This is a genomic window from Advenella mimigardefordensis DPN7 (assembly GCF_000521505.1).
Classification (GTDB): Bacteria; Pseudomonadota; Gammaproteobacteria; order Burkholderiales; family Burkholderiaceae_B; genus Advenella; species Advenella mimigardefordensis.
Genome location: NZ_CP003915.1, coordinates 4,600,414 through 4,624,107, shown reverse-complemented (window position 1 = coordinate 4,624,107; position 23,694 = coordinate 4,600,414). Strand labels below are relative to the sequence as shown.

21 protein-coding genes are annotated in these 23,694 nt (G+C 56.0%); 17 read left to right on the top strand and 4 right to left on the bottom strand.

Going from position 1 to position 23,694, the window contains the following annotated elements; all coding sequences use genetic code 11:
• Positions 1 to 71: 71 nt before the first annotated feature.
• The 3 genes from MIM_RS21210 to MIM_RS21200 all read left to right on the top strand — a co-directional run bounded on the left by MIM_RS21210 (position 72) and on the right by MIM_RS21200 (position 2,992).
• Positions 72 to 911: an FAS1-like dehydratase domain-containing protein gene (locus tag MIM_RS21210; protein WP_025374757.1), complete on the top strand. Its 840-nt coding sequence runs from the start codon at positions 72 to 74 to the stop codon at positions 909 to 911.
• Entirely contained in the window at positions 908 to 2,110 is a 1,203-nt protein-coding gene (locus MIM_RS21205; RefSeq protein WP_025374756.1) for a CaiB/BaiF CoA transferase family protein, read from the top strand. Before MIM_RS21210 ends, MIM_RS21205 begins: the two co-directional genes overlap by 4 nt.
• A 72-nt stretch (positions 2,111 to 2,182) precedes the next feature.
• Complete coding sequence (locus MIM_RS21200) at positions 2,183 to 2,992, top strand: HpcH/HpaI aldolase/citrate lyase family protein (RefSeq protein ID WP_084459059.1); 810 nt, start codon at positions 2,183 to 2,185, stop codon at positions 2,990 to 2,992.
• Here MIM_RS21200 and MIM_RS21195 read toward each other — a convergent pair.
• The 3 genes from MIM_RS21195 to MIM_RS21185 are packed head-to-tail and all read right to left on the bottom strand — an operon-like array spanning position 2,952 to position 7,189.
• Positions 2,952 to 5,315 (bottom strand): CHASE2 domain-containing protein, encoded by a 2,364-nt coding sequence (locus MIM_RS21195; protein WP_025374754.1) that lies wholly within the window; start codon positions 5,313 to 5,315, stop codon positions 2,952 to 2,954. The two genes, MIM_RS21200 and MIM_RS21195, sit on opposite strands and share 41 nt — an antisense overlap.
• Positions 5,316 to 5,330: 15 nt before the next feature.
• Positions 5,331 to 6,443 (bottom strand): FecR family protein, encoded by a 1,113-nt coding sequence (locus tag MIM_RS21190; protein ID WP_084459058.1) that lies wholly within the window; start codon positions 6,441 to 6,443, stop codon positions 5,331 to 5,333.
• Entirely contained in the window at positions 6,440 to 7,189 is a 750-nt protein-coding gene (locus MIM_RS21185; protein WP_025374752.1) for a response regulator transcription factor, read from the bottom strand. The genes MIM_RS21190 and MIM_RS21185 overlap by 4 nt, the downstream gene beginning before the upstream one ends.
• A gap of 842 nt (positions 7,190 to 8,031) precedes the next feature.
• On the opposite strand from MIM_RS21185, the gene rpsL reads away from it, so the two are divergent.
• From rpsL to rmuC, 13 genes are all read left to right on the top strand, one after another.
• Entirely contained in the window at positions 8,032 to 8,409 is a 378-nt protein-coding gene (gene rpsL / locus MIM_RS21180) for a 30S ribosomal protein S12 (RefSeq protein WP_014752599.1), read from the top strand.
• Positions 8,410 to 8,598: 189 nt separating this feature from the next.
• Positions 8,599 to 9,069, top strand: coding sequence for a 30S ribosomal protein S7 (gene rpsG / locus MIM_RS21175; protein WP_014752598.1), 471 nt, complete (start codon positions 8,599 to 8,601; stop codon positions 9,067 to 9,069).
• Positions 9,070 to 9,084: 15 nt separating this feature from the next.
• Complete coding sequence (fusA, locus tag MIM_RS21170; protein WP_025374751.1) at positions 9,085 to 11,190, top strand: elongation factor G; 2,106 nt, start codon at positions 9,085 to 9,087, stop codon at positions 11,188 to 11,190.
• Positions 11,191 to 11,278: 88 nt separating this feature from the next.
• Positions 11,279 to 12,469, top strand: coding sequence for an elongation factor Tu (gene tuf, locus MIM_RS21165; protein ID WP_025374750.1), 1,191 nt, complete (start codon positions 11,279 to 11,281; stop codon positions 12,467 to 12,469).
• A gap of 99 nt (positions 12,470 to 12,568) precedes the next feature.
• The gene (rpsJ, locus tag MIM_RS21160) at positions 12,569 to 12,880 is read left to right on the top strand and encodes a 30S ribosomal protein S10 (RefSeq protein WP_014752595.1); all 312 of its coding nucleotides are present in this window, start codon (positions 12,569 to 12,571) and stop codon (positions 12,878 to 12,880) included.
• Between the two features lie 397 nt (positions 12,881 to 13,277).
• A complete protein-coding gene (locus tag MIM_RS21155) occupies positions 13,278 to 14,288 on the top strand; it encodes a methionine ABC transporter ATP-binding protein (RefSeq protein ID WP_025374749.1) in 1,011 nt (336 codons plus the stop codon).
• Positions 14,285 to 14,944: a methionine ABC transporter permease gene (locus tag MIM_RS21150; RefSeq protein WP_025374748.1), complete on the top strand. Its 660-nt coding sequence runs from the start codon at positions 14,285 to 14,287 to the stop codon at positions 14,942 to 14,944. The genes MIM_RS21155 and MIM_RS21150 overlap by 4 nt, the downstream gene beginning before the upstream one ends.
• Positions 14,945 to 14,962: 18 nt before the next feature.
• Positions 14,963 to 15,751 carry a MetQ/NlpA family ABC transporter substrate-binding protein gene (locus tag MIM_RS21145; RefSeq protein WP_025374747.1) on the top strand — a complete coding sequence of 263 codons (789 nt, stop codon included), beginning with the start codon at positions 14,963 to 14,965 and terminating at the stop codon, positions 15,749 to 15,751.
• A gap of 255 nt (positions 15,752 to 16,006) precedes the next feature.
• Entirely contained in the window at positions 16,007 to 16,402 is a 396-nt protein-coding gene (locus MIM_RS21140; protein WP_025374746.1) for a VOC family protein, read from the top strand.
• A 247-nt stretch (positions 16,403 to 16,649) separates the two neighbouring features.
• Positions 16,650 to 17,003 carry a ribbon-helix-helix domain-containing protein gene (locus MIM_RS21135; protein ID WP_025374745.1) on the top strand — a complete coding sequence of 118 codons (354 nt, stop codon included), beginning with the start codon at positions 16,650 to 16,652 and terminating at the stop codon, positions 17,001 to 17,003.
• A 361-nt stretch (positions 17,004 to 17,364) separates the two neighbouring features.
• Positions 17,365 to 17,946, top strand: coding sequence for a gluconate 2-dehydrogenase subunit 3 family protein (locus MIM_RS21130; protein ID WP_025374744.1), 582 nt, complete (start codon positions 17,365 to 17,367; stop codon positions 17,944 to 17,946).
• 62 nt (positions 17,947 to 18,008) lie between these two features.
• Positions 18,009 to 19,577 carry a GMC family oxidoreductase gene (locus MIM_RS21125; RefSeq protein ID WP_025374743.1) on the top strand — a complete coding sequence of 523 codons (1,569 nt, stop codon included), beginning with the start codon at positions 18,009 to 18,011 and terminating at the stop codon, positions 19,575 to 19,577.
• 396 nt (positions 19,578 to 19,973) lie between these two features.
• Positions 19,974 to 21,704: a DNA recombination protein RmuC gene (gene rmuC, locus MIM_RS21120; RefSeq protein ID WP_025374742.1), complete on the top strand. Its 1,731-nt coding sequence runs from the start codon at positions 19,974 to 19,976 to the stop codon at positions 21,702 to 21,704.
• A gap of 56 nt (positions 21,705 to 21,760) precedes the next feature.
• On the opposite strand, the gene amaB is transcribed toward rmuC, so the two are convergent.
• Positions 21,761 to 23,266, bottom strand: a complete 1,506-nt coding sequence (gene amaB / locus MIM_RS21115; protein ID WP_025374741.1) for an L-piperidine-6-carboxylate dehydrogenase — start codon at positions 23,264 to 23,266, stop codon at positions 21,761 to 21,763.
• Positions 23,267 to 23,304: 38 nt separating this feature from the next.
• Here amaB and MIM_RS21110 point away from each other — a divergent pair, with 38 nt between their 5' ends.
• Complete coding sequence (locus MIM_RS21110) at positions 23,305 to 23,598, top strand: hypothetical protein (protein ID WP_144084711.1); 294 nt, start codon at positions 23,305 to 23,307, stop codon at positions 23,596 to 23,598.
• Positions 23,599 to 23,694: the final 96 nt, after the last annotated feature.

Below are 23,694 nucleotides of genomic sequence, written 5' to 3'. Positions count from 1 at the left end.
AAGCGCGAGATGCAAGCCCGGGCGGTTGCCCGAATAACGATTTATTTTATTATTGTCAGGAAACAGTGCGAATGACTCAGGATGCTCAGCAGCCCAACCTCTCCGACTGGATTGGTCGCCAGGAAGTGGCGCAGGATTTTATTAATCCTTCTCATGTTAGAAAAATTGCGGCCTCACTGGAGACCACCGCACCCGCTGCCGGGCAGGCGCTGCCGCCCTTGTGGCAATGGGCGCTGTTCATCGAGCCGGCACCGCAGGATCAGCTTGGCCTGGATGGCCATCCCCGGCGTGGTGGCTTTCTGCCGCCAGCAGACGATCGCAATCGCATGTGGGCCGGTGGCCGCCTGCAATTTCACCAGCCTTTGCTGGTGGGGCGTGACGGTGAACGTGTCTCCACCATCTCTGCCATTCGCGAAAAGCAGGGCAGTACCGGCAAACTGCTCTTTGTGACCGTGACGCATGAATATAAACAGGACGGCCAGGTTTGCATCCACGAAGAGCAGGATATTGTTTACCGCGAACCGGCCGCCCCCAAACTGGGCGGCACCGATGCGGCGCCGGCAGGCACCTGGTCAGAAAGCATCACGCCCACCAGCACGCTGCTGTTTCGCTATTCTGCTGTGACCTTCAATGGTCATCGCATCCATTACGATCATCCTTATGTGACGCAGACTGAAGGCTATCCTGGCCTGGTGGTGCATGGCCCGATGATTGCCACCCGCCTGTTGCAGGCCTTTTGCCAGGCCAATCCCGATAAAACCGTGACCGGCTTTTCCTTCCGCGGTCACCGTCCATTGATTGCGCCAGCCGAGTTTCGCGCGCAGGGCGTGATTACCGAAGCCGGCCGCGCCCGCGTATGGGCCGAACAGGAGGGCACCGTCACCCAGACCGCAGAGGTAACGTTCAAATGACAACCAAACAAGCAACGGGCGTACGCCCGCTGGACGGCATCACGGTCCTGAGCCTGGAGCACGCGATTGCCGCGCCATTTTGTACGCGCCAGCTGGCAGATCTGGGAGCGCGTGTCATCAAGGTGGAGCGGCCCGGCGTGGGCGATTTTGCCCGCAATTACGATGAACGCGTCAAGGGCATGGCGTCTCACTTCGTCTGGACCAACCGTTCCAAGGAAAGTCTGACGCTGGATCTGAAAAGCCCGCAGGCCAAAGAAGTGCTGGCCCGCCTGTTACCGCAGGTGGATGTGCTGGTGCAGAACCTGGCGCCCGGCGCGGCGGCCCGTCTGGGACTCTCGTACGATGCCCTGCATGAACAGTACCCGTCGCTGGTGGTGTGTGATATTTCGGGTTATGGCGGCGGCGGTCCTTACGAGCATAAAAAAGCCTATGACCTGTTGATCCAGAGTGAGAGCGGCTTTGTGTCCGTGACCGGCAGCGCCAATGAACCGGCCAAGGCAGGCTGCTCGATTGCGGATATTGCCGCCGGCATGTACGCGTATTCCCATATCCTGTCGGCGCTGTTGCAGCGTGGCAAGACCGGCAAAGGCAGCCATATTGATCTGACCATGCTCGAAAGTATGGTCGAGTGGATGGGCTTTCCCTTGTATTACGCCTATGATGGCGCCCCGCCGCCAGTCCGGGCGGGTGCTGCGCATGCCTCCATCTACCCTTACGGCCCGTTCCTGGCCGGTAACGGCAAGACCATTATGCTGGGGCTGCAGAACGAGCGCGAATGGAAAGTGTTCTGCGAACAGGTGCTGGAAAAACCGGCGCTGGCCACCGATGCGCGCTTCTCCTCCAACACGCTGCGCACCGCCAATCGCGATGCCTTGCGCGATCTGATTATCCAGTCGTTTGCTGCCTATGACGATGAACAGATCATTGAACGCCTGGAGCAGGCAGGCATTGCCAACGCCCGTGTCAATGACATGAAAGCGGTATGGGATCACCCGCAGTTGAAGGCGCGTGGCCGCTGGTCGCAAATGGGCAGTCCGGTGGGAACGCTGCCCGCCCTGTTGCCTCCCGGCGTCAATAACAGCTATGACTTTCGCATGGATGCGGTCCCTGCGCTTGGCGAGCATTCGGCCGCGATTCTGGATGAACTGGGCTATGATGAAGACACAGTCAGTCAGTGGCAATCTGCAGGCATCGTCTGACGGTCAGTCAATACACACAGGCGGCGCCGGACGAGCGCCGCTTTCGGTTAATCATCAAGGAGTTTGTCCGTTATGAAAATGCGATCCGCGTTGTTTGTCCCTGCCACCCGGGTTGACAGAATTCCCAAGGCGCTGGCCAGTGGCGCCGATATTGTGATTGTCGATCTGGAAGATGCCGTAGAGCAGGATGCCAAGCAAAGCGCGCGCGATGCGCTGAGCGAGTTCGCCACCGCCCATCCCGATCAGCAATTTCTGCTACGCGTGAACGACGCGCGCAGCCGCTGGTTCAACGACGATATTGCGGTTTGCGCAAAGCTGGCCAATATCACAGGTGTGATGTTGCCCAAGGCAGAAAGCGCATCGCAGATCAGTGCGGCGGCAATGGCCCGCAAACCCGTCTACCCGATTATCGAAAGCGCGTTGGGCATCATGCGCATGCCCGAGCTATGTCAGGCACCCGGGGTGGCGCGACTGTCTTTTGGTGCGCTGGATCTGGCGCTGGACCTGAACATGGATGGCGATTCGGCGGGAGCGCAGCAATTGCTGGCGGTCGTCCGTCCGCAACTGGTGATCCAAAGTCGTGCCGCGGGCATTGAGGCGCCGCTGGACGGCGTTTTTCCGGACATCGCCGACAGCGATGGACTGAGAAAGTCTGTCTCGTTTGCCAAAGGCATGGGATTCGCCGGGGCGCTGTGCATCCATCCGTCCCAGTTGCCGGTGATTCACGCGGTATTTGAGCCAACCGAGCAGGAAAAGGATTGGGCGCAGCGGGTGCTGGACGAGCATGCAAAAAGCGGGCGGGCGGCGTTCAAGCTGGACGGCCAGATGGTGGATATGCCGGTTATAGAGAAGGCCCGGCGGATTCTTCAGTCTCATCCTTAGGCAGGCGGATAATAAACGTAGAGCCCTGGCCCGGCGCAGACTGTACGCGAACTTCGCCGTGATGGCGCATGACCACGGTTTTGACAAAAACCAGACCCAGTCCCAGACCACCGGGGTCCTGTTCATTGCTGGTACCAACCCGGGTATAGAGCGTGAACAGGTGTTGCTGATCCTGCTGGCTGATGCCGCAGCCCTGGTCGCGGATGCTGACTTCCCAGAAGTCGCCCGCAGAGGCCAGGGTGCATGTGATTGTGGTGTTGTCTGGGCTGTATTTGAAGGCATTATCCAGCAAATTGCTCAGGCAGCGCATCAGCAATGACTGATCTCCCCTGATAAAGGCGCATAGTGGCGAGATGTGGCTCACAATGGGAATATGGCGGGCCCGGCTCTCGATCCAGACCTCATTGATGGCGTCTTGCAGCAGATCGCTCAGATTGAGCGGTACAAACTCGATGTCGGCTTTTTCAGCACGTGTAAATTGCACGAAGTCTTCCACCAGACTGATGGTTCTTCCCGAAAGATGGCTGACGCGTCGCAACAGCTCATCGGTGGGCAGCGCCCGCGTGTCGTCGGTTTGCAGATCAATCAGCGCCAGAATAGAGTTCTGGGGCGCCCGCATATCATGCGAGATGAAGCGCAAGGTTTCATCCCGCTTGCGTTCTGCTTCGCGCAGCGCGCTGATATCAATCAGGTTCAGGATGTAGCCCGAACGTCGCTGACCGGCGGTATAGGTGGGCATGGACTTGAGCAGCAGGTCATTGCCGGCGCGGTCGCGCACTTCGAAGCCATCCTCGGAATGGATACCTGTTGCCGCGCTACTGCTTTCGTCGGATTGCTCTGCTGCGGTACGCTCGTGGTGTTCGATCGCTGTGACCAGCTCGCGCGATGTCGTCGCGTCGGCAATAATGGCATTGAGCAGGCTCTGCAGCGGCAGGCCTTCGCTCAGCGTCAGCTTGTCCAGTCTGGCCATGTAGCGCTCGGCGCTGCTGGTCCACAAGGTAAGCTGATGGCTGGCATCAAAGACCAGAGCCGGGTCGGGAATGGCATTGAAACTGTCGCTGATGAATTGTCTGAGTGAACGTACCCGGTTCAGCGCGAAGCGCAATTGCATGATCCGTTCATTCAATGACAGATGAAATTTCTGGGGAGCATCTGCCAGCGCCATCTCGGCCCGAAGCAAGGGGTATTCGCGATTGAGTTCGCTCATTTCTCTGCCCATCTGGTTCAGGGCAAGTTCCTGCGTGCGCCAGCTCCAGACGGGGTAGGTGAGGGCGACCCCGATCATGGCTGCAACGGGTGATACCCACATATTGCCCAGAGCCAGCAGCAGCACCGAGCCGGCCAGCACCAGCAGCAGGACCACCAGCGTGGCAAACAGCACGCGCCGCGGCGACAATTGTCTGATTGCGATCAACAATACCAGCACGGGTGCCAGGGAGATCAGCATATGGGTGGTTGTGCCGGGAATGACATTCCAGTTGCCTTCGCGCGCCGATTGCAATACATTGGCCAGGATCTCCACCCCGGACATATTATCCACGATCCCCGCAGAAGCCGGTGTCGGAAAACGATCGCCCATTCCGGTTCCCCATGCGCCGATCAACACATATTTATTATCGAAATAACGGGCGGGAATCCGACCGAACAGCACGTCGCTGTACGAAATCATGGGAAAGGTCTGCGGGGTGCCCACGTAGGGGATGAGATAGGGCTCCTCCTTGCTGCGCGAAGAGTATGAAGCGACGGCCGCACTATCTCCGCCAGCGGCCAGCATAGACAAGGCAAAGTGTTGCCGCGTGGTGTCCTGTGGCGTGGTCAGGCGGATCCGCCGCACCATCCCGTCGGTATCGGGCACGATATTGATAAAACCCAGCGCACGGGCGGCCCTGGCGAGCTTGGCGATGGGGTTGACCGCCACTTGCTGTCCCGGATCGCTCAGAAAATTGGCCAGGACCACGTTGCCGTTGTCGGCAATAGCCTGCGCCAACTGTTGATCAGTCCGGGTGTCATGCGGATCGGCATCGGTAAAAAGAATATCGAAACCGATAGCACGCGCGTTGTGCAATATGTTCACCAGTTCGGCGTGAACCTTGCGCTCCCAGGGCCAGAAACCGATTTGCGTCAGGCTCTTGTCGTCGATCACGATAATGGCGATATCCGGGTCGGGCTGTCTGGATTGTGTGTAACTGACGGCCACATCGTACAGGGCATAACTGAAACGCGACAGAATCGAAAACTGGCTGCCCAGCGCGGTGACGGCCAGGATCACCAGCGTCACCAACAGCCATTCCCGATGAAAGCGTCGGCCAAGCGAGCCCAGCATCGCGCCTGCCGCCCGTTAAAAGGCCGACTGCAGCAGGTAGCTGCCGTTGCCGACACCGATGGGCGAGCCCTGCCTGTCATTGATCGTATTCATGGTTTGCTCGATGGTCAGCACTGCCTGGGCACCGGCCAGCATCTGCTGATCCAGTGAGCGCACCAGCACGTAAACAGTACCGTTGCGTACCGCAGGCAGGGTTGCTGTGGTGCCGGTAATGCGCTGGCTCCAGAGGACATCGTAGCCCTCGCTGTCCTCGGCCAGGACCAGTTCATAGGCGACGGCGCCCGGTACCGGATCGAAACGCAGTTCACGGTTGTGCGACTGTCCGCCCATGGGGTGCAATACCGGGGGCGGCAACAATGCGCGGGTTCCCGAGTGCTGGCCGGCACCGTCGGTGATCACCCCCTGGTTGCTGGCAAGTCTGGTCAGGATAACGCCATCGGCCTGTGAAAAATCAGCCTGGCCCTTGATGATGGTACTGTAGTCGCCCTGACCCTGACGGGTTCCCGCACGCAGGATCGTACCGCGCACGCCGGTCACACTGACCGGCGTGCGGATTTCAAAGCGACCCACGCCGCCGCCGTCCGGGTTGACATGACTCTGAACTTCGCCGCGATCAATGGTGAAGATGGCATCGATATAGCCGGTCCCTGAGAAGCGTTGCAGGCGTTTGGCAGTCACTGAGCTGTTGGGGGGAACCAGTACCTTGCTGTCGTCCGGCAGGGTCAGCGTCACGTTGCTATTGGTGTCTGTGGTAATGACCGCGCCCTCGGTGACCTGGCCGCCGGTTTGCGTGATGGGTGATCCGTTAAGAAATGCTTTGCCGCGCAAATGCGAAATCGTAGCGCTGGCGGGCACCTCGTCGATCAGCGAAAACGGAATTTTCAGTTCGAAGCCGACCGGGATTTTATATTGATCGGCGATGCCATTTATTTTGCGGATGGTTTTCCAGTTTTCCTCGTTCTGGGTAAAACGCTGCGACAGCGTCAGCAGAATATCGCCAGGAACAAACCGGTAAGTGAAATACTCGCCGCGCGCACCGGTAGCCTGTGCGAACGCAGGGCCGCTGAGCAGCGCACCGATCAGCAGAGCCAGCGCGCTGCTCAGGATGGTTCTCAATGTACTACTCATGACTGCCCGGAGACGCGGGTTTCTTTAGGCTGCGCTGCTGTATCCGCGGCTGCGGACTCGGACACCGGTTCCAGGCGGTAGCCCAGTGCGTAGGAAGAGACGATGCGCAAGCCATTTTCCGGACGAATCTGCAGCTTTTGCCTGACGTTGGACAAATGCGTGTCCAGCGTGCGCGAGGTGGCCGGAATTTCCCGGTTCCAGATGGCCGCACTGAGTGCATCGCGGGAAAACAGTCGCCCCATGTTACGGAAAAACAGCACGGCCAGGTCAAACTCTTTGGGTGCCAGCGCGATGACTTCGTCGTGCAGACGTACCGAGCGCATTTGCGTGTCGATCTGATAAGGGCCGATTTCGAGCATGGTGTTGTCGACGTCGGTTGGGTTGGCGCGTCGCAGCAGCGACAGCACGCGCACCCGCAAGGCCTCGGTTGTATATGGCTTGGAGATATAGTCGTCGGCGCCAGCCTCGATGGCTTCAACCAGATCTTCTTCACTGGTACGGCTGGTCAGGAACAGGATCGGCAGGGAATAGCCAATGTTGCTGCGCACCCAGATCAGGACATCCTTGCCGGTAATTTCGGGCAATTCCCAGTCCAGAATGAGCAAATCGAAACTTTCCGGATCCCGCAGGGCGGACATGAGCTCCTTGCCTGAGCTGTAATGCTTGCAGCCATACCCCATTTTTTCTACAGCCTGCACCATTTGTGTCGCCTGAGCGAGATCATCTTCTAATATGGCAATCTTCATGTGATTTTTTCCTAGTGTGGCGAGGTGCAGGATCGCTGACCCCGGCGCATGGCCCCGCACGGCGGGAAAGTAGTCGTCCATTATAGCAAAACCGTTGTTTTTTATGGACTATTTCACGGAGTAGCGTGAATGCCGAACTGTTTGTCGGCTGTGTTCAAGTCCGCTTCCCTGCTGTTTGCGTTGATGATCTCTTGCGGTTTTCTTGACGTTTCGTTGTGGCTGTGTTAATGTGACGGGCTACCTAGTGGGAATAGCACTGGGTAATAGCAGTAAGACTTGTTGCTCTTTGGTTGTTTAAGTGTTTAAGGTCTCTGTTATATGGTCGTTTCGCCTAATTCGTTTAAGGGCGCTTTGTAAAAAGGCGCCTTTTCATGCTTTCAGTTTGAAACAGCACATGTAACGTGGCTGGCCCCAGGCATATGTGGCAATGCAATATTTCATTGAACGTTTCACACGAACTTCTCTGGTGGAACTTCTCTGGTGTTGTTTTTTTCACAAGCCGGCGCGAAGACATCTTCGGGAGCACAATTTTAAGAGCAGTATCCTGGTTAGAATGTCGTGCCAAAGCAACAAACAGACGGACAACATCGCAACGATGCACAAACGTGCATAAAAGCAACAATTGTGTTGGTCATCTGTGCGGCGCACTCAGCCTGTACGGTTTTTTCAGCAAGAGAAAAGGCCGTCCGAACAGTCCCGACATGCTCCGGTCATATGCCGGCGCTACTATCGCGACTTTGCTGTCCATTCTTCCCCCCGGGCGTACATTAACGTCAGTACGTAAAACAGACGCAAATATAAATCGGTACAGGTTTTCTGTACATGAAATAGGATAGAAGGTCATGCCAACCATCAGCCAGCTCGTGCGTAAACCGCGCGTAAGCAGCCATGAGAGCAGCAAAAGTCCTGCACTTGAAAACTGCCCTCAGCGTCGTGGCGTATGCACTCGCGTGTATACCACCACACCTAAAAAACCTAACTCTGCGATGCGTAAAGTTGCCAAAGTGCGCTTGACCAACGGTTTCGAAGTTATTTCGTATATCGGTGGTGAAGGTCACAACCTGCAGGAACACTCTGTGGTTCTTGTTCGTGGCGGTCGTGTAAAAGACCTCCCGGGTGTGCGCTATCACATCGTGCGCGGTTCTCTTGACCTGCAAGGCGTCAAGGATCGTAAACAGTCGCGTTCCAAATACGGTGCAAAACGTCCTAAGAAAGCCTAATCCGCTTTTGCAACGGTTTTATCCGATTTGGTGCACACGCACAAAAATGCTTCCTTCCCACCGGTTGGTAAGCGTGCAGCCGCAGCTGCGAGAAAAAATTATCTGCGGTACGTAAGGGGTTGACCTCTCATATAGGCAGCCACGGCCACGCAAGTGGTTCAACTGAAACAGACACTCTAAGGAAGTACAATGCCACGTCGTCGCGAAGTACCAAAACGCGAGATCCTGCCTGATCCAAAATTCGGCAGTGTTGATCTTGCAAAATTCATGAACGTTGTCATGCTGGCAGGCAAAAAAGCCGTCGCAGAACGTATCATTTATGGCGCGCTTGATCATGTTCAGGCCAAAACAGGTAAAGAACCGATTGAAGTGTTCAACCTGGCAATCAATAACATCAAACCCATCGTCGAGGTCAAAAGCCGTCGCGTGGGTGGTGCCAACTATCAGGTACCCGTCGAAGTCCGTCCCGTTCGTCGCCTCGCGCTGGCAATGCGCTGGCTGCGTGAAGCCGCGAAAAAACGCGGTGAAAAATCCATGGACCTTCGTCTTGCCGGGGAACTGATGGATGCGGCCGAAGGCCGCGGCGCTGCAATGAAAAAGCGCGAAGACACACACAAAATGGCAGAGGCCAACAAAGCCTTCTCCCATTTCCGCTGGTAATTTAAGGACACAACCATGGCCCGCAAAACCCCGCTCGAACGATACCGCAACATCGGTATTTCTGCCCACATTGACGCTGGTAAAACAACGACTACAGAACGTATTCTGTTTTATACCGGTGTGAGCCATAAAATTGGTGAAGTGCACGATGGTGCCGCCACCATGGACTGGATGGAGCAGGAACAGGAACGCGGTATTACGATTACTTCTGCCGCGACCACCGCTTTCTGGCGGGGTATGGCGGGTAACTATCCGGAACACCGCATCAACATCATCGACACCCCCGGACACGTTGACTTCACGATTGAAGTTGAGCGTTCCATGCGTGTGCTCGACGGTGCCTGCATGGTTTATTGTGCAGTAGGCGGCGTTCAGCCCCAATCCGAAACGGTTTGGCGTCAGGCCAACAAGTACAAAGTGCCGCGTCTGGCCTTTGTGAACAAAATGGACCGTACCGGTGCGAATTTCTTCAAGGTTTATGACCAGTTGAAAACGCGCCTGCGCGCCAATCCTGTGCCTATCGTGATTCCTATCGGCGCTGAAGACAGCTTCAAAGGCGTGGTCGATCTGATCAAGATGAAAGCGATCATCTGGGACGAAGCCAGCCAGGGCACCAAGTTTGAATACCTGGATATCCCGGCCGAACTGGTTGAGTCTGCCAATGAATGGCGTGAAAAACTGGTTGAAACCGCCGCTGAAGCGTCCGAAGAACTCATGGACAAATACCTTGAGAGCGGCGAGCTGAGCGAAGAGGAAATTCACAAGGCGCTGCGCGACCGTACCATCGCCTGCGAAATTCAGCCTATGCTTTGCGGTACTGCCTTTAAAAACAAGGGCGTACAGCGCATGCTGGACGCAGTGATCGACTATCTGCCTTCACCGGCCGATATTCCTCCTGTCAGCGGCGAAGATGATGCCGGTAACCCTGTTACCCGCAAGGCCGATGACAAGGAACAATTCTCTGCCCTGGCATTCAAGCTGATGACCGATCCGTTCGTTGGTCAGCTCACTTTCGTGCGCGTTTATTCTGGCGTTCTGAGTTCTGGCGACACGGTCTACAACCCGATCAAGGGTAAAAAAGAGCGTATTGGCCGAATTCTGCAGATGCACGCGAATAACCGTGAAGAGATCAAGGAAGTGCTGGCAGGCGACATCGCCGCTGTGGTCGGTCTGAAAGACGTGACAACAGGCGAAACGCTGTGCGACCTGGATTCTCATATCATGCTGGAACGCATGGAGTTCCCGGAACCCGTGATTTCTCAGGCGGTTGAGCCAAAAACCAAGGCTGACCAGGAAAAAATGGGTCTGGCCCTGTCTCGTCTGGCCGCAGAAGATCCGTCTTTCCGCGTGCGTAGTGACGAAGAGTCAGGTCAGACTATTATTTCCGGTATGGGTGAGCTGCACCTGGAAATTCTGGTAGACCGTATGCGTCGTGAGTTCAACGTGGAAGCCAACGTGGGTAAACCACAAGTGGCCTACCGTGAAACCATTCGCAAGGTATGTGAAGAAGTTGAAGGCAAATTCGTTAAACAGTCCGGTGGTCGTGGTCAGTACGGTCACGTTGTACTGAAACTGGAACCGCTGCCTCCTGGTGGTGCCGGTTACGAATTCGTTGACGCGATCAAGGGCGGTGTGGTTCCTCGTGAATACATTCCTGCTGTTGACAAAGGTATTCAGGAAACCCTGTCTGCTGGTGTCGTCGCCGGATACCCGGTTGTTGATGTCAAGGTAACCCTGTTCTTCGGTTCTTACCATGACGTTGACTCGAACGAAAATGCCTTCCGCATGGCTGCATCCATGGCCTTCAAGGAAGGGATGCGCAAGGCCCAGGCGGTTCTGCTGGAGCCGATGATGGCTGTTGAAGTGGAAACACCTGAAGACTATGCTGGTACCGTGATGGGCGATTTGTCCTCACGCCGTGGTATGGTTCAGGGTATGGACGATATGGTTGGTGGCGGCAAAGTGATTAAAGCCGAAGTACCACTGGCTGAAATGTTTGGTTATGCAACCAATCTGCGTTCTCTGACACAGGGTCGTGCAACGTACACGATGGAATTCAAGCAATACGCTGAAGCTCCGAAGAACGTTGCCGATGAAGTCATCAGCGCCCGCAGTAAATAACATCACAGGTGTTGCGCCTGTTCTGCATCAAGCATCAGACAGGCGCAACGATTTCATATTCAGATAGATAAAGTATTGGATAGATATTATGGCAAAAGGTAAGTTTGAACGTACCAAACCACACGTAAACGTAGGTACGATTGGTCACGTTGACCATGGAAAAACAACGCTGACAGCGGCGATTACAACGGTATTGTCACAGCACTTTGGTGGCGAAGCCAAAGGCTACGACCAGATTGACGCGGCGCCTGAAGAAAAAGCGCGTGGTATCACGATCAACACCTCTCACGTTGAATACGAAACCGAGACCCGCCACTACGCACACGTAGACTGCCCCGGACACGCTGACTATGTTAAAAACATGATCACGGGTGCGGCGCAGATGGACGGCGCGATTCTGGTATGTTCAGCTGCTGACGGCCCGATGCCTCAGACACGTGAACACATCCTGCTGTCACGTCAGGTTGGCGTGCCTTACATTGTTGTGTTCCTGAACAAAGCCGACATGGTTGACGATGAAGAGCTGCTGGAACTGGTCGAAATGGAAGTGCGCGAGCTGCTGTCCAAATACGACTTCCCAGGCGACGATACGCCTGTGATCAAGGGTTCTGCCAAACTGGCACTGGAAGGCGACGAAGGCCCACTGGGCAAACAGGCCATCCTGTCTCTGGCAGAAGCACTGGACACCTATATCCCAACCCCTGAGCGTGCAGTTGACGGTACGTTCCTGATGCCCGTTGAAGACGTGTTCTCTATCTCTGGCCGCGGTACGGTTGTGACCGGTCGTATCGAGCGCGGAATCATCAAGGTGGGTGAAGAGATCGAAATCGTCGGTATCAAAGACACGGTTAAAACCACATGTACAGGCGTGGAAATGTTCCGCAAGCTGCTGGACGAAGGTCAGGCTGGCGATAACGTGGGTATTTTGCTGCGTGGTACAAAACGTGAAGACGTAGAGCGTGGTCAGGTTCTGGCCAAACCCGGATCAATCAAACCCCACACCGGCTTCTCAGCCGAGGTGTATATTCTGTCTAAAGAAGAAGGCGGTCGTCACACACCATTCTTCCAGGGCTATCGTCCCCAGTTTTACTTCCGTACAACGGACGTAACCGGTACGATCAAACTGCCGGAAGACAAAGAAATGGTTCTGCCAGGCGATAACGTATCAATGGACGTAGAATTGATCGCTCCGATCGCGATGGAAGAAGGTCTGCGCTTCGCGATTCGCGAAGGTGGCCGTACCGTCGGCGCCGGCGTGGTTGCTAAAATCACGAAGTAATTTTTACAAATGCATCCGGCAGTCTTCGGGCTGCCGGGCATTTTTGTCGCTACCCTGATCAGGTAGTTTGTTCTTTATAATTGTTCTTTAGGAATTCCCATGAAAAACCAGAAAATCCGTATTCGCCTTAAAGCTTTTGACTACAAACTGATTGACCAGTCAGCTGCTGAAATCGTGGATACAGCAAAGCGCACCGGTGCTGTTGTCCGTGGCCCAGTTCCACTGCCAACCCGCATCAAACGCTACGACGTACTGCGTTCACCTCACGTGAACAAAACATCACGTGACCAGTTTGAAATCCGTACGCACCAACGTCTGATGGACATCGTTGATCCAACAGATAAAACCGTTGACGCGCTGATGCGCCTGGATTTGCCTGCTGGTGTTGATGTAGAAATCGCACTGCAATAAGACAGATGGTTGTTCATTGGCCGGTCTGATCTGCCGCTTTGGCGCTGGTTCGCTGGCCATAAAAAATACCGTGCCCAGGCACGGTATTTTCTTTTGTGAAAAGAAATACAAACACGGCACTGTTGAAGACAAAGATGCATCGGGCGGTTTGAGCCGTTGCCTTTACGACGCCTTTCATTGCGCCTCCCCCACGCTGTCATAGACTGGCGGGTTCTGTCAGCAGCACGATTGTGGCAAAATAGTGTCATAACAGCGCCGGATACCGGCCTCGTCAGGGCTTCAAACGTGACGGATAACTTACCGTTTTATATAACCATTGGGCATGATTAAATAAAAACAAATTTTCAAAGGTAATATAAAATCCGATTAAACATCACCGCTTTTTAGAGTATGTACGTTGATTCAGCTAAAGAATATTCATAAATCCTACGCCTCCCGCGATAAAGTGGTCGAGGCGCTGGCTGGGGTCAGCCTGGACATCGCTCAGGGCGAAATTTTCGGCATTATCGGGCGTTCCGGTGCCGGCAAAAGCACGCTCATCCGCATGCTCAATCTGCTGGAGCGCCCCACCAGTGGCAGCGTTCTGCTGCACGGGCAGGATATTACCCAAATCAGTGAAGCCGCACTGCGGACCCTGCGCCACAAAATCGGCATGGTATTTCAGCATTTTAATTTGCTGACCAGCCGGACCGTATTGCAGAATGTGGCGTTTCCGCTGCGCCTGGCCGGGATGGACAAAAAGGCACGGACCGAAAGGGCATTGGCATTGCTGGAACTGGTTGGATTGCAGGATCATGCCTACAAGTATCCGCGTCAGCTATCGGGCGGGCAGCAACAGCGGGTGGGCATTGCGCGTGCGCTGGCCAACGAACCCGAGTTGCTGCTATGCGACGAGGCCACCAGTGCGCTGGATCCGGAAACCACGCAATCCATTCTGAATCTGTTACTGGATATCAACCGCCGCTTCGGCATTACCGTGGTGCTGATTACCCACAGCATGGATGTGATTCGCAGCGTCTGCGACCGCGTGGCGATTATCGATAGCGGTCGTATTGCCGAGTCGGGCGAGGTTGTTGAGGTCTTTTTGCATCCGCAACACGCCACAACGCTGTCGCTGCTCTCGGAGAGCGGAGTGGATGCCGAGGGCTGGAAAGAGTTGATTGAAGGCGTGTCGGGGCGCATTGTCCGCCTGACCTATCGCGGGCAGAACGCAGCCCAGCCTTTGTTGAGCCAGGCCAGTCGCGATTTGAATGTGAATCTGAGTATTCTGCAGGGTGCTGTGGGCAAAATCAAGGATACGCCGTACGGACAACTGGTGCTGGCGGTGGAGGCCGATCCTTCGAGCTATGCGCCGCTGGAGGCGTTTTTCAAGGATAATCAGGTCAATTACGAGGTATTGAGAGCATGAACTGGAGTACGCTGGATTGGCCCCTGATTGGCGAGGCCACGATCGATACCCTGCTGATGACCGGCTGGTCGCTATTATGGACCGTTGCTATCGGCCTGCCCCTGGGCGTTTATCTGTTTCTTACCAGTGACCGTCAGTTGCTGGCCAACAAGCCGGTTTATCAGGCAGTGTCGCTGGTCGTGAATGTGTTGCGCTCGGTACCGTTTCTGATCCTGCTGATCGTGCTTATCCCTTTTACGCGGCTGATTATGGGAAGTGCGCTGGGCGTGGGTGGTGCCATTCCGCCTCTGGTCGTGGGTGCGGCCCCCTTCTTTGCTCGCCTGGTGGAAAACGTTCTGCGAGAGCTGGACCCGGGCATTTCAGAAGCGTGCCGGGCGATGGGCGCCAATTCCAAACAAACCGTATTGTGGGCGCTGCTGCCCGAAGCCACCACCGGCATTATCAGTGCCGTGGTGGTGACCACGATCATGCTGATCAGCTATTCGGCGATGTCGGGTGTGATTGGCGGTGGTGGCCTGGGCGATCTGGCCATCCGCTTCGGTTATCAGCGCTATCAGACCGAAGTCATGATAGTGACCGTCATTATTCTGATTCTCATGGTTCAACTGGTGCAGTCCGTGGGTGATTATCTGGTTCAACATTTCAACCGAAAATAGCAATAAGGAGTATTGCAAATGAATTTAAAACACATTCTGGGTGGCCTGCTTGTGGCCACTTCCCTGATCAGCCTGTCTGCTGTTGCCAATGAGAAACTGAGCGTGGCTGCCACGCCGGTGCCGCATGCCGAGATTCTTGAGCATATCAAGCCAGTGCTGGCCAAGGAAGGCGTAGACCTCACGGTGAAAGTGTTCACTGACTATGTACAACCTAACCAGCAGGTAGCGGATAACCAGCTCGACGCCAATTTCTTCCAGCACAAGCCGTACCTGGATACCTTCAATAAGGAAAAGGGTACACACCTGGTTTCAGTCGGTCTGGTTCATGTTGAACCTTTCGGTGCTTACTCCAAGAAAATTAAAAACATTTCCGAGCTCAAGGATGGCGCAACCATTGCCATTCCAAATGACCCATCCAATGGTGCCCGCGCGCTGCTGCTGTTGCAGAAAGAAGGCCTGGTCAAACTGAAAGACCCAAGCAACCTGCTGGCAACGGCACGTGATGTAAGCGAGAACCCTAAAAAACTGGAATTCAAGGAACTGGAAGCCGCGACGTTGCCGCGCGTGCTGGATGACGTGGATCTGGCCTTGATCAACACCAACTATGCGCTGGAAGCGGGTCTGAATCCGACGAAAGACGCGTTGTTCATCGAAGGTGCTGATTCACCTTATGCCAACCTGATCGCGACCACAGAAGAGAAAGCCAAGTCTCCTGCCATCGGGAAACTGGTTAAGGCGCTGCAAACCGATGACGTGAAAAAATTCATCGAAGAAAAATATAAAGGCGCGATCGTACCTGCATTCTAAGGGTGCGTTACGCGTAAGCTAAGCGCAAGATGATCGGGGCTGCTGTTACGGCAGCCCCGCTGTCTGTAGTAATCCGCTGTCTGTAGTAATCCGCTGTCTGTAGTAATCCGCTGTCTGTAGTAATCCGCTGTCTGTAGTAATCCGCTATTACCCCCGCCTGCTCACTCTCCTGCATAATCAAGCCAGGTCGAAGACGATGGCGGCAGCATCGCCACGCCTGCGCATTGGTTTATATAAGGTAAGGGGGACCACGATTTGGCAAAAGTCATACACGTCATGCTGCGCTGTCTTGATCTGGCAGCATCCAAGGCATTCTACAAAACCGCTTTCGGTCTGGAACCGGCGCACGAGCTGGATTTTCCGGACTTTACCCTGTCCTACCTGCGAAACGCAGAGAACGACATGGAAATCGAACTCACCTGGAACAAGGGTCGCCAGGAACCATACACGCATGGCGATGGTTATGGTCATGTGGCGGTCTGTGTAGACGATCTGGAAGCCGAGCATGCGCGCCTGACGCAGGCGGGCCTGGCGCCATTGGAGATCAAGCGTTTTCAGGATGGTGACAGGTTGCTGGCCAGTTTCTTTTTTATACTGGACCCGGACGGTTATAAAATCGAAGTACTGCAACGGCACGGGCACTATCAATAGTGGACGGCTGCGGGCGGATCTGGCGCCTGGGCAAACCCGTCGCGCCCTGCCTGCCGCACTCATTATGCTAAAGTGGTACTATTACATCACACGATCACCGTGTGACCGATCCGAAAAGCATCAGAACCATAAAACAACAGCAGCGTAGCTGCGTTTCCTGCGAATGTCCTTTCTGGCCTGGAAACGCTGGCGTGTACCGGCGTCAAGGCCGGCCTCGCCGATAACTGCGTCTGCAGCAGGAGACATTATGTGCAGTATTTATTCTCACACTGATCCCATCATGTACGAGTGCCGCAGTCGCTCGGTCCGTATTGCAAAAGTGGTTACCAGCATCAAGCTGGAAAACATGTTCTGGGAAGTGCTGGCAGAACTGGCGCGCCGCGATGGCACGACCACCAACCAGCTCATTGCTACGCTTTACGATGAAGTCTATGCCTATCGGGGCGAGGCAACCAACTTTACTTCCTTTTTACGCGTCACCTGTATGCGCTACCAGGCGGTGCGCTACGTGAATACGGGCGGCGTGCCCAAAACGCTGGAGCCGGCCTGTACCGTGCAGGGTGCGTCTGCGATACAAAACAAGATCGCGCTGGTGGGCTGATAGCCGTCGGCTGTTTTTGCCGATGGCATGTGTCGGTTCCTCCCGCATGCCAAGAGTGCCCGCTGCTCACTTTTCATTCTACCCAGTCCTGCGACCGGTGAACGCTGCTGGTTGTAGCAGCTGCGACGCAACCCCTGCGTCTGCATCGGTTCATCCATATCAATCCACAAAGCGCTTTTAACAACCCGTTAAGCCGCCTTATGCGCCTGCAGGCATACTCGGGTTTTCCTCTACGCATGTAGTACATGGTTGTTACCTGCGCATTTGAGCAAAGCACATAATGTCCATACGATAGAAAAGAATCGGGCGTTCAGCCTGTTTCGTCGCAGACAAAGCGTAATGGCTCGCTGAAGGAGGATATATGGACACACCAATCACATTACAAAAAATCAGACCCCAGACCGGGTTGTCACGTCGCCGGTTTCTAAGCGGTGCAGCGGTCCTGACGGGGATGCTGGCAGCCGGCTCCACGCTGGCCACATTCGCTCCCTCGCGGGTCTGGGCGCTGGAGACCACACACCTGAATCAGACACAGGCCGAGACGCTGCTGGCCATGGCGAAGGCGCTGTATCCGCATAAGGATCTGCCGGATGCGGTCTATGCGTTACTGGTCAAGGACATCGACGCACAAATGAGCGACAGCGCGCAGGCCACGCTGGTGGGCGAGGGCGTCGCCAAATTGAATAAGCAGGCAGGCGGCGCGTTTTCCGGTCTTGCGCTGGATAAGCAAACGGCACTGCTGCAGCAAATGCAGACCGATCCGTTCTTTCAGGCTGTGCGCAGCAAATGCATTACATCGATTTACGACAATGAAATGGCCTACAAGCACTTTGGCTATGAAGGCGAAGTCTGGAGCAAAGGCGGCTATCTTGCCCGTGGCTTTGATGATTTGAAGTGGTTGCCCGATCCGCCGCAAAGCGCCAGCCCATCCATGAAATCGTAAACGGGTCTGGCGCACGCAGAACAAGACAGGGAAAAGACAGGCAGGATTAGGAGATAAATATTATGACAACATTTGATCACAAGGACGACAGCGTGGTCGTCATTATCGGCTCGGGTGCCGGTGGCGGTACGCTGGCCAACGAGTTATGCCAAAAGGGCGTCAGCGTGGTGTTGCTGGAAGCGGGCGCGCGGCAAAGTACGGAAACGTTTATTCAGGATGAATGGAAATCGTTCAATCAGCTCGCGTGGCTGGACAAGCGCACCACCTCCGGTACCTGGCGCATTGCCAGGGACTTTCCCAACCTGCCGGCGTGGATCTGTAAGACCGTGGGGGGGACTACTACGCACTGGGCTGGTGCTTCCCTGCGTTTTCAGGAGCATGAGTTCAGGGCACGGACCCATTACGGGCAACTCAAGGATGCCAATCTGCTGGACTGGCCCATCACGCTGCAGGACCTGGAACCCTATTACGCGCGGGCTGAAGACAAGATGGGTGTGACCCGTACCAATGGCATTCCCGGCCTGCCCGGCAACAATAATTTCAAGATCATGTACAACGGTGCGACCCGCCTGGGCTATAAAGAGGTCAGCACCGGGCATATGGCCATCAACAGCCGGGCCCGTGACGGACGCGGCGCCTGTGTGCAGCAGGGCTTCTGTTTTCAGGGCTGTAAGATGGGTGCCAAGTGGTCAACCCTTTATACTGAAATTCCCAAAGCAGAAAAAACGGGCAAATTGGAGCTGCGTACCGAATGCCATGTGGCGCGCATTGAACACGATGCCCAGGGTAAGGTGACCGGCGTTGTGTATTTTGACAAGGATGGCAGGGAACAGCGGCAGCTTGCCCGCGTCGTTTGTGTCGCCGGCAATTCCATTGAAACGCCACGTTTGTTGCTGATGTCTGCATCTTCCTCCTTTCCCGACGGGCTGGCCAATAGTTCCGGCCAGGTCGGACGCAACTACCTGCGCCACACCACCGGGTCGGTCTTTGCGGTGTTTGATGAGCCTGTCCACTTTTACCGCGGCACTACTATGGCCGGTATCGTGCAGGATGAAGCCGGACACAATGACAAGCGTGGTTTTGTGGGTGGGTATGAAATGGAAACCATCGCGCTGGGCCTGCCCTTTTACGCTGCATTTTTCGACCCCGGCAGCTGGGGCAGTGACTTTGCTTCGTATATGGATGCCTATACGCGCACGGCCGGACTGTGGATTGTGGGCGAAGACATGCCGCGTGAGACCAACCGCATTACTCTGAATCACGACGAGAAGGACCAGCATGGTCTGCCGGTACCGAATGTGCATTTTGATGATCATCCGAACGATGAGGCGATGCGTGAACATGCGTTCAAACAGGGGATTGCCATGTATGAGGCAGCAGGCGCCCGCAAGGCGTTTCGCACGCCGCCCTATCCTTCAACCCACAACCTGGGCACCTGTCGGATGAGTGCACGTCCCGAAGATGGCGTTTGCAATAAACATGGACAGACACACGATATTGCCAATCTGTTTATTTCCGACGGCAGCCAGTTCACCTCCGGCGCAACCGAGAACCCCACATTGACGATTGTCTCGCTGGCGATTCGCCAGGCCGAATACATCGCCGATCAGATGCAGCGCCGGCAACTGTAGCAAGTCAGAGTGGAGCAAGGAACACAGGAGCAAGGAACAAGGTTAGTGTCCGTCCCGCGGGCTGTTTGCGCCAGCTGACAATGCACGATCCTTGTCCGAATCCATTCCTGTTACGCACAACGCTCCTTGAACGGGATGTCTCGCCAGAAGTGGCACTGCATCTGCACTGACACACCCACGCCATGGCACCGTACTTTGACCCGGTGCGTCGGTTGTGCGTTTGCGCTAGAATGCATGGCATGCCCTGATAGTGGGGCATGCTTTCCTGGGTTCTGCCGTTATGTCCGTTATGTGTTCGTCCGCTATGTCTGTGGCTGTTGATTTAAATAGTGAACAGGTGGTCTCCGCCTGCTGTCACGGGCTGCTGCGGCTATCTGTCGCCGGCGGGGTGCACGCATGAATGAGGTGGTCGCCGCCCTGCAGGCTTTGCCCCTGCTATGGGTGCTGGTTGTTGCCGGTGCCCTGGTGGGCGTGCTTTTATGCGCGCTATTCATGAACTATCGGCTCGCCACGGCGCGGGCCCGGGCAGCTGGTCTTGAGGATTTGCTGGCGGATCGCGACCGGTTGCAGGAGCAGGAACAGCAGCGCTATGAGCAATTGCAATTGCAATATCGGGAGCTGGACGCGCAAAAGGATGACATCGCCGGCCAGCTGGCGGCTGCGCGCAGCGATGTGAGTCATGCCCGGCAGCAGAATGAACTGCACAGCGATAGGATCCAGCAATTGGAAACGCAGTTGCGGGAACTGGAAGCGGCCCGCAATACCCTGGAAAAACAGCATATCTCCCTGCAGGCTGACTATGCCTACAAAGCGCAGAGCCTGGAGGCCATGCGGACTCAGTTTGAGGCATCCCGGGAGCAACTGGGCACCGAGTTCCGCAATCTGGCCACCCGCATTTTCGAGGAAAAGGAACAGACCTTCTCGCGCAATAGCCGCCAGTCCATTGAAGGATTGCTGCAGCCGCTGCGTGAACAGATTGACCGGTTCCAGACGCGTGTTAACGAGGTACACGATCAATCGCTGCAGGGACACAGCATGCTGCGTTCACAGATCGGCCAGTTGATGGACATGGGTATGAAAATGACCCACGATGCGCAAGCGCTGGCGCGTGCCCTCAAGGGCGACAAAAAGGCGCTGGGCAACTGGGGCGAAATGCAGCTGGAAAGCGCGCTGGAAGCGGCCGGGCTGCATAAGGGCGCCCATTTTGATACGCAGGTGCTGTTTCGCAGTGAAGACGGCCGTGCCAACTACCCGGATTTCATTGTTTTTCTGCCGGATGGCAAGAAAATCGTGCTCGACAGCAAGGTGTCCCTGGTGTCTTACGAGCAGGCGGTGAATGCCACGGAAGAGGCGGCACGACAAGCGTTTCTGGACGCACACCTGCGGGCGGTACGCACGCATATTGACCAGCTTGCGGCCAAGGACTACACCGCGCTGGCCGGGATGAACAGCCCCGGGTTCGTGCTGATGTTCATGCCGATAGAGGGCGCGTATATCGAAGCCCTGCGCCACACCCAGAATATTTTTCAGTATGGCTATGAGCGCGGCGTTATCCTGGTTTCGCATACCACATTGATGCCGATCCTGCGCACCGTGTCGTATTTGTGGATGATGGCTGACAGCAACGAGCAGGCACAGGCAATTGGCGAACGCGCCAGCGATGTGTACAACCAGGTGGCGCGGGTGGCCGAGCATCTGAGTAAACTGGGCGGCACGATTGGCACGCTCAGTACGCATTACAACGCCGTGGTGCGCAGTTTTGCCGGCAATCAGGGGCTGACCGGCAAGGTGGACCGTTTTCAGAGTTTGTCTGCCAAGGCAGCCAAGAGCATGCCGGCATTGCAGCCGGTGAATGCAGAAGTGGATGTGCATCGCCTGTCCGGGTTGGTGGAGAAGGCGTCCGCTACCGAAAGCGATCCTGACCAGGATTCGCATTCCGCAACCATGCACGATGAGTTCGCGGGAGACGGCGATTACGGCACGTGCGCCGATGGCGTCAATAGCGCCCACAAGTCTGCCGCAGCGGTAAGCGCGGGCATGTCCAATCCGATGGTTCGCGATCAGGCAGAGCAGGCCAGGCAGGACGATAGGGATCAGAAGGATCAGAGGGACGGTCAGTCTTCTTAAACCGCTACAGACAGCCGTCCCGGAAGGCCCGTAGCACGGGCCTTCACCTATGGCGCTTAGTCTTCTCCGAAGCGGATGCCCTGAGCCAGTGGCAATTCGCGTGAGTAATTGACAGTGTTGGTGGCACGCCGCATATAGGCTTTCCATGCGTCGGAGCCTGATTCACGACCGCCGCCGGTTTCCTTTTCACCACCAAAAGCACCACCGATTTCTGCGCCCGAAGTACCGATGTTCACATTTGCAATACCGCAATCGGAACCCGAGGCCGACATGAACTGCTCGGCTTCACGCAGGTCTGTGGTGAACACGGCAGAAGACAGGCCCTGTGGCACGTCATTCTGCATCTCGATGGCGGCGTCGAACGTGTCGTAGCTCATGATGTACAGAATGGGTGCAAAGGTTTCGTGACGTACCACGTCGGTTTGTCCGGGCATTTCCACAATGGCTGGCCGAACATAGAACGCATTGGGGAAGCGCTCCTGCAGCGCACGTTCGCCACCAGTAACGGTGCCGCCCTGTTCTGCTGCCTGAGCCAGCGCCTTCTGCATGGCATCAAAGGCGGCCTGGTCGATGAGCGGGCCGACCAGTGTGCCGGCTTCCAGCGGGCTGCCGATGGTGGCAGAAGCGTAGGCCTTCTTCAGGCGGGCAGTGAGTTCCTGCACCACGTCGCGATGCGCAATAATGCGGCGGGTGGACGTGCAGCGCTGGCCGCAAGTGCCGATAGCGCCAAACAGAATGCCGCGCACGGCCAGATCCAGGTCGGCCGACTGGCTCACGATAATGGCGTTGTTGCCGCCCAGCTCCAGCAGGCTGCGGCCGAAGCGAGCCGCCACGCGCGGTCCGACCTCGCGACCCATACGGGTGGAGCCGGTGGCCGATACCAGCGCGACCCTGGGGCTGTCTACCAGTGCTTCGCCCACCTCGCGCCCGCCAATGACGACCTGTGCCAGATGTGCCGGCGCATCGCCAAAGCGCTTGAGCGCGCGTTCAAACAGCGCCTGCGTTGCCAGTGCAGTAAGGGGCGTTTTCTCTGAGGGTTTCCAGATCACTGCATTGCCGCACACCAGCGCCAGCGCCGTATTCCATGACCATACGGCCACCGGAAAATTGAAGGCGGTGATTACGCCGACCACGCCTACCGGATGCCAGGTTTCCATCATGCGATGGCCGGGGCGTTCTGAAGCGATGGTGAGGCCATACAGCTGGCGCGAGAGGCCGACGGCGAAATCACAAATGTCGATCATTTCCTGCACTTCGCCTTCACCTTCGGCGGTGATCTTGCCGGCTTCGACCGACACCAGACGACCCAGCGCCGCCTTGTGTTCGCGCAGTTCTTCACCCAGCAGCCGGATCAGTTCACCGCGACGAGGCGCCGGCACAGAGCGCCAGGCTTTCTGGGCTGCAACCGCCTGTTCAATCGCCTGGTTTGTTTCTTGTGCTGTGTGTTCCCTGACGTCGGCAATACGTGCCCCGTCAATCGGCGAGTGAACCGGCAGTGAACCGCCGGTGACCGATTCCTGGGCAATGCCCAGCGCGCTGAAGAGTTGCTTGACTGAATCCATTTTCGGTTTCCTTGTTGGCCGGCAGAACCGGCAATAGTTTGACGCGAGTAATGCGCACACAGGCGGCAGTACCTGAACTGTTAATAATTGCCAACAACGTTCATACCGTGCTGGCTGCAGGCGATACCATCTTATATGCTATTGTTAACACAACAAAAATAATTACGACTGAAATCTTTAACCCGAACACCGGCCAGCGCTCTCGCCCCTGTCTTGCCCGACGCTCACCTGCCCTTTGGCGGGAAGGCGCCGGTACAGAAGATGCTGCGATGAAGGGCGCTGTGACGACAGGCATGATGACATTTGAATTGCCGGCAGCGATGCCGGCGTGATGCTGATACTGGCCGGATACGTACTGCAGGCAATGCGCATTCAATGGTCATGCAAGTGTGTAGCGTACTGCCATCCTTTCTTAAAGTCAAAAAATT